We start from the raw sequence: 14,021 nt of genomic DNA on the forward strand, positions 1-14,021 counted from the left end.
CTCCGCCTTGCAGCTGCACGCGCCAGACCCCGCTCGGGCCGGTCAGGACGAACCGTCGGTCACAGCCAGCCTGATCCAAACGACAGGCCCTAGGGGGTCGGCTCGTCCGTGTCCTCAGGGGCGGACCGCTCGAACATGGAACTGATGTTGTTCCACATGAAGTCTTCTCTCCAGTCCGATGTGCCGGCCGCCCAACCGAGCAGCGCTCGGAGAACCTTCTCCTGAGAGATGGTCTGCGTCTGGTAGTGCTCTGCGGGAACGCCGTCCCGGTACTCCAACTGGTACGTGTTGTTCTCGCGCAGGAGGACCTGGATGTACCAGTCGCCTGTGAGGTCCTCGTCCTGTCGTTCGAGCACCATGTGGTCGTTGTCGCGCCCCAGGTTGGCCAGCATGGTGCCTATCGCAGGCTTCGAAGGGCGCTTCACCGCGTGACCCCGGGCGCTCGTGGCAATCAGCATGACCGGATCCTGCCCGACGGGTCTGACAGTGACGGTCCCCGGACGCCGGGACACGCGCGGCCCCGCCCCGGCAGCTCCTCCGGGCGTGTTCAGGCGTGCGGGACGACGGCGACGGGGCAGGGCGCGTGATGCAGCGCCGCGTGTGCGACGGGGCCGAGGTGGGTGCCGAGACGGGATTCGCGGATCCGGCGTCCCACCACGAGGAGGGCCGCGCCGGCCGAGGCGCTGATCAGCTCGTCGGCCGCACGTCCTTCGGTGATGCTCTCGGTGACGGTGACCTCGGGGAACTTCTCGCACCAGGGGCGCAGCGCGGCGGCCACGGCGCGCTCCCGCTCCGCCCGTAGCTCCGGGCTACTCACCGGGACGACGGTGTCCGCCGCCGCGAAGTCCGGCGGACGGCTGAAGGTGTTGATCACGCGCAACGTGGATCCCCGGCGGCCGGCGGCGTCGAAGGCGAACGCGATCAGTTCGTCAGAGGGTCGGCCCGGGTCGAGGCCGAGTACGAGATCGCGGTACGGGATCCCCGGTATCTCGTCCGGGGAGATGCCGTCCGGTGCCGAGAAGTGCTCGTCGGCGGTGCTCCCGCCCACCCTCACCAACACGACGGGACGGGGTGCCCTGGCGACGACCCGCTGCGACACCGACCCCATCAGGAACCCCGCGACGCCGCCGAGTCCACGGGAGCCGAGGACCAGCAGCTCGGCCTGCCCGGCCGCCTTGAGGAGGGCTGAGACCGGCGAGTCCGCCAGTGCCTGGCCGATGACCTGCAGCCCCGGGTGCGCGGCGCGCATGCTGTCCGCCACCCGCTCCGGCAGGACCTCGGCCCCGTACCGGTCGGACATGTCCGCGGGCACGGTCGCGACCGGACGCGGATACCGTTCCCAGCCATGCACCAGGCACAGCGCGGCGCCCCGGCGCGTGGCTTCCCGGGCCGCCCAGTGCGCGGCTGCCAGACTTTCGGGAGAACCGTCGATCCCCGCGGTGACTTGTCGAAGCATGATCCGTACCTCCGGAGTTGCTGCCCATGGGTCGCTCTTCCCTCGAGCCTGGTACCGGGGCGAGCACCCGGACAGAGGCCGGGCAGGCCCTTCCGACGGACCCTTCGGCCCTGATGCTGCCGCGCCCGTGCACGGCGAGGCGGGCTCGGGTTGGCCCGGTCGGCCCTGGCGCGTGCGGTTCGGACGGGTCACGATCGTCATCACAGTCGGTATGTGGTCAGTGAACCGTGGGCCGGGTCCATCAGCGAACGAGGGGTCGTCATGGCCGAGGCACGTACCTTCACGGAGCAGAATCCGATCCGGGTCTTCCTGCTGGACGACCACGAGGTCGTACGACGCGGTCTCACCGACCTGCTGGACTCCGAGCCGGACATCTCGGTGGTCGGCGACGCGGACAGTGCCGAGCACGCGCTGGTGCGCGGGCCGGCGCTGCGCCCGGACGTGGCGGTCCTCGATGTACGCCTGCCGGACGGTGACGGGATCAGCGTCTGCCGCGAGCTGCGCAGCCGGATGCCGGAGCTGGCCTGCCTGATGCTGACGTCCTTCGACGAGGAGGAAGCGTTGCTCGACGCGATCATGGCCGGGGCGGCGGGCTATGTGCTCAAACAGATCAGGGGGTCCGACCTGGTCGAGGCGGTCCGCACGGTCGCTTCCGGCCAGTCGATGCTGGATCCGGCGACGACCGCCCGTCTGATGCGCTCCCTGCGGGCGGACCCCACCGAGGGACCGGCACCCGCACCCGAGCTCGCCGGCCTGTCACCCCGCGAGCGGGACATCCTCGCGCTGATCGGGGACGGGCTCACCAACCGCGAGATCGGCAAGAAGCTCTACCTGTCCGAGAAGACGGTGAAGAACCACATCTCCCGCCTGCTGGCCAAGCTCGGCGTCCAGCGCCGTGTCCAGGCGGCGGTCCTGGCCAGCCATCTAGAACAGCCTGGCTCCCCCGACCGCCCGGCGCGATGAGTCCGGGCTGCCCTGCCCTGCCTCGCCCCGCCTCGTCGTCCGGGCCGGCGGGGCGGGGCCTTCCGCGGTCAGCCCCCGTCCGCGACACCGTCCGCACTCACGGGAACCCGCCACACCAGCCGTGTGCCGCCGCCCTCCGGCCGTTCGCCGAGAGTCAGGGTTCCGCCGAGGGCGGCGGCCCGCTCCTTGATGTTCCTCAGCCCGCTGCGTCCGACGTCACCCGGCACCCCGCAGCCGTCGTCCGTCACCGTGAGCGTCAACTCGCCCCCGAAGCACTGCAGCCGGACGTCCACCGCCTGTGCTCCGGAGTGCCGGGCCACGTTGCTGAGGGCCTCCCCGAGCACCGCGACCGCATGGTCGGCGATGTCGCCGGGGACATCGGTCTCGACGAGCCCCTCGATGCGCAGCGCGGGCAGGAATCCGAGTGACGTGTCCGAGGCCATCACCGCGTCGGACACCCGGCCGCGCAAGCCGTCGCTCTCCCGCCCGACCCCGGTGTGGGTGCGCAGTCCGAAGATCGTGGACCGAATGATCTTTATGGTGTCGTCGAGGTCGTCCACGGTCCGTGTCAGCCGCTCCATGCCCTCAGGGTGCTCCATGAAGCGCTGGGTGCTCTGCAGGGTCATGCCGGCCGCGAAGAGCCGCTGTATGGCGAGGTCATGGAGGTCGCGGGCGATGCGGTCCCGGTCCTGGAGCAGGGTGACCTGATCCGCGTCCCGCCGTCGTTCGGCCAGCTCCAGGGCGAGCGCCGCCTGGTCGGCGAACCCGAGCAGCGGCCCGGTGTCCAGGTCGCCGAACGGCGTTCCCGCCGGCCCGCGCCCCAGCAGCAGCACGCCCCGCGTCTTTCCGCCGGCGCCGAGCGGCACCGCGACCACGGGTCCGAGCCCGGCCCACTGGGCTTCGCCCTCGCCCGTGCGCGCGTCGTGCTTGATGTCGGCGCTGACCACCGGCTTGGCAGCGCCGAGTGCCGCTCCGACGAATCCGTCCCGCGCGGACAGCACCAGACCGCTGCGTTCCTCTCGGCCCAGGCCGACCGCCAGGGCCGGCCGCAGTGTCTCCTCGCCCGGTACGTGTTCCGCGATCAGTCCCATGTCGGCGGAGACGATCTTCCGGGCCTCGTCGACGATCAGTTCCAGCACGTCCGCGCTCGGCGCACCGGTCAGGAGCATGCTGGTGACCTTGCCGCTGGCCCGCTGCCAGCGTTCGCGCAGCATGGTCTCCTCGTACAGCCGTGCGTTCTCGATGGCCACTCCGGCGGCCACCGCCAGCGTCGACAGGACGGACTCGTCCTCCGTGTCGAATTCCCGGGCGCTGCGTTTCTCGGTGAGGTAAAGGTTCCCGAAGACCTCGTCGCGCACCCGGATCGGTACGCCGAGGAAGGAGTGCATCGGCGGGTGGTGCGCCGGGAAGCCGTACGACGCCGGATGGTCCGACAGTTCCGGCAGCCGCAGTGGCGACGGGTGCCGGATCAGCTCTCCGAGGAGTCCGTGCCCGCTGGGCAGCGCCCCGATCTCCGACCGCTCTTCTTCGCCGATACCGACGGTCAGGAACTCGGACAGCTTCTGGTCACCGCCGATCACGCCCAGCGCTCCGTACTCGGCGTCCACCAGCACCACCGCGGCCTCGACGATGCTGCGCAGCACCTGTTGCAGGTCGAGCTCCCGCCCGACCGAGAGGACGGCCTCCAGCAGGTTGTGCAAGCGGTCCCGGGTCCCGCGCACCGCGTCGATGCGCACCTGCAGCTCGCCCAGCAGTTCATCGAGCCGTAGCTTGGGCACATGTTCCCCGGAACCGCCGCGTCGATCCTCGCTCATGTTTTCCTCCGACCGGCACAGCGGACAGGGCGGCTCGAGCCGGTTTCCCTGTCTTCACCGTACTGTCCGGGGGCCTCGACATGGCCGACGGGCCGGGGTCAGGTCGGCATCTCGGCGGTGCGGACCGTTTCGCGGCCGTGACGGCGGACGAAGCGGCGGGCGTCCTTGTGCCAGCGCCCCGCGTACACCCCGCCAACACCGCGGCGTACGACTCCACGTCCGTCACCGACCGTGCGGAGACCACCTCCCCGACGACCTCCGTGGTCATCACGGACCTGACCTTGTCGTGTCTCATGTCTGTTCCCCCTCAGCGCAGTCGGCGCAGATAGGGGTCCTGAGCCGTGCGCGGCAGCAGGCGGACTCGTGCGTCGAGCACCGTGACCGCTTCAGGCGTGGTGAGGACGGGGTTGAAGTCGGCTTCGGCGAGTTGCGGAAGGTCGACCGCGAGGCGGGACAGGCGCAGCAGCAGTTGTTCCAGACCCTGTAGGTCGACGGGTCCGCTGCCGTGCGTGCCGAACAGGAGCGGTGCGCAGCGCGGCGCGGTGATCAGGTCGTGGACGTCGTGGTCGGTGAGCGGGGCGAGGCGGGCGGCCTGGTCGGCCAGGACCTCGGTCGCGGTGCCGCCGAGTCCGAACAGCACGAGCGGGCCGAAGACCTCGTCCCGCACGACTCCCGCGAACAGTTCGGTGCCGCGTGCGGCCAGCGGCTGGATGACCACCCCGGTCATCAGGCCGGCGAACCGTGCCTCGAAGTCCCTGAAAGCGGAACGCGTTTGGGCGTCACCTTCAAGATCGAGGTGCACGGCATGCTGTTCGCTCTTGTGCAGCTGGCCGGGCCAGTGGGCCTTCATGACCACCCGCCCGTCGGGGCCCCGCAGCCGCTCGGCCGCGATGACGGCCTCGTCCTCCGTCTCCGCCCAGGACCACGGGAGCTGGGGAATGCCGTAGCAGTCGAGGAGTTCGGCGCAGGTACGCGGATCGAGCCAGCCGCCGTCCGGTTGGGCGGCGAGATAGCTCTCGGCGACCGCGTGGGCCCGGGCTGTGTCGACCTCCGCGAGCTCCGGCACGGTGCCCGCGGGCCGGCTCAGCCAGGCAGCACGACTGGCGGCGTGCGCCAACGCCCGCGCCGCCGAGCCCGGTTCGGCGTACGACGGGATGCTGCCGCCGTCCCGCGCCGGCAGGAGCCTGACCGGCAGGTCCTGCTCCAGGCGTACGACGGCTACCGGAAGGGCGCGGTGTGCGGGGCCGCTGGTGAGGGCCCGCACCAGGTCGTCGCCGGTTGCGGCCGCGACGGCCGTGGGGACGAGGGCCACCAGGACGGCGTCGACACCCGGGTACCGCGTGATCAGGTCCACGCAGTCTCCGAGCTGCTCCTCCGTGACGGCCGCGGTGGCGTCGACGAGGTGGCCGACGGTGGAGCCGTCGGGCAGTACGGCCTTCAGACCTTCGACCACGGCGGGCGTGAGCGGTGGCAGCGACAGCCCCGCTTCCACGCAGGCGTCCGCGGCCAGGACACCCGCGCCGCCCCCGTTGGTGACGATGGCCACGCGGCTGCCCGCCGGGAGCGGCTGGGAGTGCAACAGGGCGGTGGTTTCCAGGAGTTCGCCCACCGAGCGGGTTGCGGTGATCCCCGCCTGGGTGAACAGGGCCTGCCGGGTCATCGTCGGGGTGGCGGCGGCCGCGGTGTGCGAGGCGGCGGCGCGGCGGCCGGCGTCGGTGCGGCCCGCGTCGACCGTCAGCACGGGCATGCGGCGGGTCACGCGCCGTGCGGTACGGGAGAACGCCCGCGGGTTGCCGAAGGACTCCAGGTGCAGCAGGGCGAGTTCGGTGCGGCCGTCGCTCTCCCACCACTGGAGCATGTCGTTTCCGCTGACGTCGTACTTGTCGCCGAGCGAGGCGAAGGACGACACGCCGATACCCAGGCGGGACAGTCCGTCGAGCAGGGCGATGCCGACGCCGCCGGACTGGACGGCGACGCCTGCCGTGCCGCGGCGCGGATGACCCGCCGCGAAGGTGGCGTCGAGGGAGAGCGTCGGATCGGTGTTCGTGACACCGAGGGAGTTGGGCCCGACGAGCCGCATGCCGTACGTGCGGCACGTGGCGACGAGGGCTTCCGCCTGCCGGCTGTCGAGGCCGGCCGAGACGACGAGCAGTGCTCGTACTCCGGCCTTGCCGCACTCCTCCGCGGTGTCGGGGAGGGCTGCCGCGGGCACCGCGAGGACCGCGAGATCCGGCACCGTGGGCAGCGCGCTGACCGAGGGGTGGGACGGCACGCCGAGGATCGAGGTGGCGCGGGGGTTCACCGCGAAGAGCCGCCGGGTGAAGCCGCCCTCGTGCAGATGGTGCAGAAGGGCCCGCCCCACCGATCCGGGCCTGCGCCCGGCGCCGACCACGGCGACCGCTTTCGGCCGCAGCAGCGGTTCCAGACTGGCCACGTCGGCGGTCCGGCCTCGGGCCTCGACGGCAGAGAGACAGCCGTCGTCCTCGTTCAGTTCGATGGCGCAGCGAACCTCCGGACCATCGAAACGGCGTGCGATGTGCAGGCCAAGGTCGGCGAAGAGCCGAAGCACTTCGTGGTTCTCCGAGAGCGTGTCCGCCTTGAACGTGGTGATGCCGTCCGCACGGGCGGCGGAGACCAGGTGCTCGACGAGGAGCGTGCCGACGCCGTGGTGGTGCAGCCTGTCGGCCACGGCGATGGACATCTCCGCCGAGGCGGCGTCGTCGCCGCCTTCGTACTCGGCCAGGCCGATCACCTGCCCCCGCGACTCGGCCATCAGCGCCCGGTGTCCGGGGCGCGGCGGCGCACAGGCCCGGTCGGCGGCCGTCGCGGCGGAACGCCGGCTCGCCGCGAAGAACCGCAGCCGCAGATTCTCCGCGGACATGTTCTCGTAGAGCCCCTGCAGTTGCTCGTGATCGTCTGGCCGCACAGGACGTATGCACACCGTGGTGCCGTCGGAGAGCAGGGCATGGACCGTGGGTCGGCTGAGCGTGTCATCCGTCATCGTGGGTCTCCTCCAGCGTTTTCGCCGCCTGGTTCGCCTGGGTCAGGTCCAGGTCCAGTCGGTGACCTCGGGCAGGTCGGTGCCGTGTTCGCGGATCCAGGCGTGGTGGCGGGTGCGGACGTCGGCCATCGACTGCCGTACGGCGGCTGCGCGGACGCCCAGTGCCGGCACCCGGTCGATGACGTCCATGACCAGTCGGTAGCGGTCCATGTCGTTGCGGACGACCATGTCGAACGGGGTGGTCGTCGTGCCCATCTCCTTGTAGCCGCGGACGTGCAGGTGGGCGTGGCCCGTACGGCGGTAGGAGAGGCGGTGGATCAGCCAGGGGTAGCCGTGGTAGGCGAAGATCACCGGTTTGTCCGTCGTGAACAGGCCGTCGTACTCGAAGTCGCCCATTCCGTGCGGGTGTTCCTCGCCCGGCAGCAGCCGGGCCAGGTCGACGACGTTGACGACTCGGACGGCCAGTTCCGGCAGATGGCGCCGCAGTAGACCGGACGCGGCCAGGATCTCCAGCGTCGGTACGTCTCCCGCGCAGGCCAGGACGACGTCCGGTTCACCGCCGTTCTCGCTGCCGGCCCAGTCCCAGATCCCGGCGCCGCGGGCGCAGTGGGCGCGGGCCTCGTCCATGGACAGCCAGTCGAAACAGGGCTGCTTGCCCGCGACGATCACGTTCACGTAGTCGCGGCTGCGCAGGACGTGATCCGAGACGGACAGCAGGGTGTTGGCGTCCGGCGGCAGATAGACCCGGACGACCTCGGGGCTCTTGCTGAGGACGTGGTCGATGAACCCGGGGTCCTGGTGCGAGAAGCCGTTGTGGTCCTGACGCCAGACATGCGATGTCAGAAGGTAGTTGAGGGAGGCGATCGGTGCCCGCCACGCCAACCCCCTCGATGTCTTGAGCCACTTGATGTGCTGGTTGACCATCGAGTCGACGATGTGCACGAAGGCCTCGTAGCAGGAGAACAGTCCGTGCCGGCCGGTGAGGAGGTACCCCTCGAGCCAGCCCTGGCAGAGGTGTTCGGAGAGGATCTCCATGACCCGGCCGTGCCGGTCCAGGTCCTCGTCCACCTGGAGGGTCTGGGCCTGCCAGGCTTTGCCGCTGGCGTCGAAGACGGCGTCGAGCCGGTTGGACGCGGTCTCGTCCGGGCCCACCAGGCGGAAGTCGCGCCGTTCCGACGTGTCCCGCATGACCTGTTCGAGAAGGTCGCCGAGGATCCGGGTGGGCTCGTGCGAGGTGGCGCCCGGCTTGTCGACGGGGACGGCGAAGCGGTCGAGGGACGGCATCGGCAGGTCCCGTACGAGCAGGCCGCCGTTGGCGTGCGGGGTGGTGCCCAGCCGGCGGTTCCCCTCGGGGATGCAGGCGAGGACATCGGCGCTGGGCTGCCCGTCGGCGCCGAACAGCTCCTCGGGCCGGTACGAGCGCAGCCAGGTCTCCAACTGCCGCAGGTGCTGGGGGTTTTCGCGTACGCCGGGCAGCGGGACCTGGTGGGCGCGCCAGGTGCCCTCGACCGGGACCCCGTCGACCTCGGCGGGGCCCGTCCAGCCCTTCGGCGTGCGCAGCACGATCATGGGCCAGTGCACGCGCTCGGGCACGCCGTCCACGCGGGCCGTGCTCTGCATCAGGGCGATGCGGTCCAGGGCCTGGTCGAAGGCGTCGGCCATGGCGCGGTGGACCTCGTGCGGGTCGTCGCTGGTGACGTGGATCGGTTCGTGGCCGTAGCCGCGCAGGAGTTCGTCGAGTTCGGACTCCGGGATGCGGGACAGCACGGTCGGGTTGGCGATCTTGTAGCCGTTCAGGTGGAGGATCGGCAGGACGGCGCCGTCGTTGACCGGGTCGAGGAACTTGTTGGAGTGCCAGGAGGCGGCGAGCGGGCCGGTCTCCGCCTCGCCGTCCCCGATGACGCAGGCGACCAGCAGGCCGGGGTTGTCGAAGGCGGCTCCGTAGGCGTGCGCGAGCGAGTAGCCCAGTTCGCCGCCCTCGTGGATCGAGCCGGGCGTCTCCGGGGCGACGTGGCTGGGCACTCCGCCGGGGAAGGAGAACTGCCGGAAGAGCCGGTCCATCCCGGCCGCGTCCCGTGAGACGTCCGGGTAGGTCTCGCTGTAGCTGCCCTCCAGCCAGGAGTTCGCGAGCACGGCGGGGCCGCCGTGGCCCGGCCCCCACACGCACAGCGCGTCGAGACCACGGGCCTTGATCACCCGGTTGAGGTGGGTGTACACGAGGTTGAGGCCGGGCGAGGTGCCCCAGTGGCCGAGCAGCCGCGGCTTGATGTGCGCGGGCGTCAGAGGCTCGGTGAGCAGCGGGTTGGCCAGCAGGTAGATCTGGCCCACGGCAAGGTAGTTGGCCGCCCGCCAGTGGGCGTCCAGGGTGCGCAGTTCCTCGTCGGTCAGTACGGTGCTGTTCCGGTGTTCGATCTTGGGCACGGTGACTCCGTAAGTCGTCGAGGCGAGTCCGGCTACGGGAAGGGGCGCGAACCGAGGGCGCCCGCTCGTGGTGGTGGTCGAAGGGCCCCGCGTTCGAACGCGGCTCGGAGCGTGTGCACCCGTCCACCCGCGCGTCGCGCTTCAACGGCAGGCCACACGACTTGTCCTCCCCGACCGCCCGTTCGGCGGCGGCGCGGTCTTCGGCCAGCCATCGAGGGGCCGGCGGTGACGCAGCGGGACATGGTCTCCACCTCCTGAACCGGGATCCCACGACCCGACTCCAGCGTCGTGCCGGTCGAGCTCGTGGGGCAGGGGCTACAGGTCCCCGGCAGGGGGCCGATCGGCCCCCTGCCGCGCGCTTCTGCGGCCGGCGCAGCCAGTCGTCCGCGCAGACGAACGACGACTCGGCTCAGAGCTTGCCGACGCCTCAGGTGTTGTCGGCGGAGGCCGGGGCCGGGGCCGGGGCGATCATCGAGCGGCCGGGCTCACCGGGGGAGACGCCGTACAGCAAGGCAACAGCGCCTGCTCCGGGCACGTCGCCTCGTAGAAAGGGCCGGTCGGCCCTGACAGTGGCCGTCAAGCCCCATGGCAGCGGGGTGTGCGGGGGTCGAACCTGGAGGCGGAGGCAATGGCGTCCACAACATGGGAGACACGATGAGTGGTCTGGTGGTCGTAGGTGTGGACGGGTCGGCTTCGGGTCTGGTCGCGGTCGAGGCGGCGGCTCGGGAGGCGAGGTCGCGCGGGGCGGGACTGCGGGTGGTCCATGCATTCATCCGGCCCGCGACGCACGTGCCCTCGGCCCCGCCGCCGCTCGGCCCGCCCGAGGGCGTGATCCGGAACATGGTGGAACGGCTGCTGGCCGAGGCGGTGGAGCGGGCACGCGCCGTGGCACCGGAGGTCGATGTCAGTCATGCCGCGGTGACCGGTGAGCCTCTGACAGTCCTGGAGGCGCAGTCGCGTTCGGCCGAACTGGTGGTGATCGGGTCCCGTGGCATGGGTGGGTTCGTCGGGCTGCTGGTGGGGTCGACGGCTGTGCGTCTTGCGGCGCACAGCCGGTGTCCGGTGCTGGTGGTGCGTGAACAACCCGCCGCCGACGGCCCGGTCGTGCTGGGCGCCGACGGTTCGGCCGCGGGCGAACGGGCGGTGGACTTCGCCTTCGCCGAGGCCGCGCTGCGCAAGGCCCCCTTGCTGGCGTTGCACGCCTGGACCACGTGGAACGCGCCGATGCCCGCACCGCAGGACGCGTCGGCCTCGTACGCGAACCCTCCCGGCGCGCTCGCCGACGAGGAGGAGCGACTGCTGCACGAGGCGCTCGCCGGTCACCGGGAGAAGTACCCGGATGTGGTGGTGGAGCACCAGGCGGTGCACGGCGGGACGCGGGAGGCGTTGATCGAGGCGAGCCGGTCCGCCCAACTGGTGGTGGTCGGTGCCCGGGGCCGGGGCGGGTTCTCCGGACTGCTGCTCGGGTCGGTCAGTCACGCCCTGCTGCACCACGCGCACTGCCCCGTCGCAGTCGTCCGCGGCAAGGAGTGACCGTGCCTCAGCAGACCCCCGTCGCGGCCGGGCCTTACGCCCCGCCCGTAAAGACGCCTCCGCAACTGGTGGCGGACGCCTGTCGACGCGATGCCGCCGAGGTGGCGGACCTGCTCGGCGTAGTCCCGGCCACGGGCCTGAGCACGGCGGACGCCGAGCAGCGGGCCGACGCCTGGGGAGCCAACGAACTGGCCGAACCGGCTCGCCGACCGCAGTGGTTACGCCTGCTGGACCAGTTCCGCAGCTGGCTGATCGGCATCCTGCTCGCCGCCGCAGTCGTCGCCGGAATCATCGGCGAGATCAAGGACGCGGTCGTCATCGCCGCCGTCCTCCTCATCAACGCCACCATCGGCTACCTGCAGGAACGCCGCGCCGAGCACAGCCTGGAAGCGTTGCGCCAGATGCTGGTCCCGACCGCGCGCGTGCGCCGGGACGGCCGGGTGAGCGTGATCCCGGCCGGCATCCTGGTGCCCGGCGACGTCGTCCTTCTGGAAGCCGGCGACCGCGTCCCGGCCGACGGGCGCCTGATGGTTGCCGAGTCCGTCGAGGCCGCCGAGGCCGCGCTGACCGGCGAGTCCCAGCCCGTCGCCAAGACGACCGCGCTGACAGCGGCCGACGGCGACGAGCCCGTGCCCGTCGCCGAGCGCACCGGCATGCTCTTCATGAACACCGCGCTGACCCGTGGCCGCGCCGAGATGATCGTCACGGCCACCGGCATGGGCACCGAGGTCGGCGCGATCGCCGAGGCGCTGCGCACCGGCGCGGAACCGTCCAGCCCGCTCCAGGTCCAGATGGACAGCCTGGGCCGGCGCCTGGCCCTGATCAGCGGCATCGCCGTGGCCGCCTACGCGCTCGTCGCCCTCGTCCGCGGCGAGGCACTGGCCGATCTCACGCTGCGCGCGGTGGCCCTGGCCGTCGCCGCGATCCCCGAGGGTCTCCCCGCCGTTCTCGCGCTCACCCTGGCCATGGGCGTCTACCGCATGGCCCAGCGCGGTGCCATCGTCAAACGCCTGGCCTCCGTCGAGGCACTCGGCTCCGCGACCGTGGTGTGCAGCGACAAGACCGGCACTCTGACCCTGAACGAGATGACCACCCGCGCCCTGTGGGCCGCCGGCCGCAGCTACGACGTGACCGGCGAAGGCTATGACACCACCGGCGCCGTACGCCTCACCGACGGGCAGCACACCGCGGACCGTTCCGACGCGAACCTTCACGAAGCGGTGTTGCCGTTCGCGCTGTGCAACGACGCCCGCGTCACCTCGGACGGCATCATCGGAGACCCCACCGAGGCCGCCCTGATCGTGCTCACCGCCAAAGCGGGGCTCGATGCCGAACTGCGCATCCGCACGCCGCGTACCGGTGAGATCCCCTTCGATCCGGCCGACAAGTACATGGCCACCTTCCACACCGACGCCGACGGCCGCGCCCGCACCCACGCCAAAGGAGGCGTCGACGTCCTCCTGGACCGCTGCACCCACGTCCTGACCGAAGACGGACCCGCGCTCCTCGACGCGGAGCGCCGCCAGGAGGCCACCGACGCCGCCCAGCGGATGGCCGGCCGGGGCCTGCGTGTCCTCGGGGCGGCGACCGCCACCACCGACCGGCCGAACCCGCGAGAGGTGACAGGGCTGACCCTGACCGCGATCGCCGGGATCGCTGATCCGCCCCGCCCTCAGGCCCGTGATGCTGTCGCCCTCGCCCAGGCGGCCGGTGTCACCGTCAAGATGGTCACCGGGGACCATGCCGACACTGCCGCCGCAATCGCCCGCGAACTCGGCATCACCGGCGAGATCGTCACCGGCACCGAACTGGCCCGGATGAGCGAACAGGATCTCGCGGACCGCATCGAGAACGTCGGCGTCTTCGCCCGGGTCGCCCCCGAACACAAGGTGACCATCGTCCGCGCGCTCTCCCGCAGGGGCCACATCGTGGCCATGACCGGCGACGGCGTCAACGACGCCGCAGCCCTGCGCGCCGCCCACATCGGCGTCGCCATGGGCATCACCGGCACCGACGTGGCCAAAGAAGCCGCCGACATGGTCCTCACCGACGACGACTTCTCCACCATCATCCGCGCGGTGCGCGAAGGCCGCTCCATCTACGACAACATCGTCACTTTCGTCCGCTTCCAGCTGTCGACCAACATCGGCGCGATCCTCACTTTGCTCGCCACCGTGCTGGCCGGACTGCCGGCGCCCATGTCCGCGGTCCAGCTGCTGTGGGTCAACATCATCATGGACGGGCCACCCGCCATGGCCCTGGGCGTCGACCCTCCCCAGGACAACGTGATGCACCGCCCGCCACGCTCTCCCAGCGAGCGCATCCTGAACGTTCACCGCCTGGCCGCCATCACCCGCTCCGGCATCGTCATGGCCGCCGGCACCCTGGCCGTCTTCGCCACCGCCCGCAATCTCACGGACACCGGGACCGCAGCCACGATGGCCTTCACCACCTTCGTCCTCTTCCAGTTGTTCAACGCCCTGGCCGCCCGCAGCGAGGACGGCCCTGTCCTCGGCCGCCACCAGTTGCACAACCGCACCCTGTGGATCTGCCTGGCCGCCGTCCTCGTCCTCCAGGTCATCGCCGTACAGGTGCCCGCAGCCCAGGGAGTCTTCGACACCGTTTCCCTGAGTCCCGCCCAGTGGGCGATCTGTCTCGCCACCGCCTCCACCGTGCTGCTGATCGAGCATGCCTGGCGCGCCGGGCGTGGACGGCAGGGTCGCTTGGCCGCGTGAGCCATGGGTGAGGCCCGGCGTGCTGTCCGCCGTTTCATGACCGAGGGGCGCGGGGCGTTCACGGGCTTCCGGTGCCGGCGCGTGCAATGGGCATGGTC

At 71.3% G+C, this 14,021-nt stretch carries 8 protein-coding genes; 3 read left to right on the forward strand and 5 right to left on the reverse strand.

What is annotated here, in order from left to right; genetic code table 11:
• Nucleotides 1-89: 89 nt before the first annotated feature.
• Both AC069T_RS36150 and AC069T_RS36155 read right to left on the reverse strand, forming a co-directional pair.
• Complete coding sequence (locus AC069T_RS36150) at nucleotides 90-458, reverse strand: hypothetical protein (protein WP_478786779.1); 369 nt, start codon at nucleotides 456-458, stop codon at nucleotides 90-92.
• A gap of 89 nt (nucleotides 459-547) precedes the next feature.
• The gene (locus tag AC069T_RS36155) at nucleotides 548-1,456 is read right to left on the reverse strand and encodes a universal stress protein (RefSeq protein WP_478786780.1); all 909 of its coding nucleotides are present in this window, start codon (nucleotides 1,454-1,456) and stop codon (nucleotides 548-550) included.
• Between the two features lie 261 nt (nucleotides 1,457-1,717).
• Between AC069T_RS36155 and AC069T_RS36160 the strand changes: the two genes are divergently transcribed.
• Nucleotides 1,718-2,419: a response regulator gene (locus AC069T_RS36160; protein ID WP_478786781.1), complete on the forward strand. Its 702-nt coding sequence runs from the start codon at nucleotides 1,718-1,720 to the stop codon at nucleotides 2,417-2,419.
• A 68-nt stretch (nucleotides 2,420-2,487) separates the two neighbouring features.
• Here the strand turns inward: AC069T_RS36160 and AC069T_RS36165 are convergent, their stop codons facing one another.
• The 3 genes from AC069T_RS36165 to AC069T_RS36175 form a co-directional block, all read right to left on the reverse strand.
• Nucleotides 2,488-4,233: a sensor histidine kinase gene (locus tag AC069T_RS36165; RefSeq protein WP_478786782.1), complete on the reverse strand. Its 1,746-nt coding sequence runs from the start codon at nucleotides 4,231-4,233 to the stop codon at nucleotides 2,488-2,490.
• A 307-nt stretch (nucleotides 4,234-4,540) separates the two neighbouring features.
• Nucleotides 4,541-7,234 (reverse strand): bifunctional acetate--CoA ligase family protein/GNAT family N-acetyltransferase, encoded by a 2,694-nt coding sequence (locus AC069T_RS36170; RefSeq protein ID WP_478786783.1) that lies wholly within the window; start codon nucleotides 7,232-7,234, stop codon nucleotides 4,541-4,543.
• Between the two features lie 42 nt (nucleotides 7,235-7,276).
• Nucleotides 7,277-9,655 (reverse strand): phosphoketolase family protein, encoded by a 2,379-nt coding sequence (locus tag AC069T_RS36175; RefSeq protein ID WP_478786784.1) that lies wholly within the window; start codon nucleotides 9,653-9,655, stop codon nucleotides 7,277-7,279.
• Nucleotides 9,656-10,309: 654 nt separating this feature from the next.
• Here AC069T_RS36175 and AC069T_RS36180 point away from each other — a divergent pair.
• Both AC069T_RS36180 and AC069T_RS36185 read left to right on the forward strand, forming a co-directional pair.
• Nucleotides 10,310-11,188: a universal stress protein gene (locus tag AC069T_RS36180; RefSeq protein WP_478786785.1), complete on the forward strand. Its 879-nt coding sequence runs from the start codon at nucleotides 10,310-10,312 to the stop codon at nucleotides 11,186-11,188.
• A gap of 2 nt (nucleotides 11,189-11,190) precedes the next feature.
• A complete protein-coding gene (locus AC069T_RS36185; protein WP_478786786.1) occupies nucleotides 11,191-13,923 on the forward strand; it encodes a cation-translocating P-type ATPase in 2,733 nt (910 codons plus the stop codon).
• Nucleotides 13,924-14,021: the final 98 nt, after the last annotated feature.

This window comes from Streptomyces sp. NPDC043867 (genome assembly GCF_056435845.1).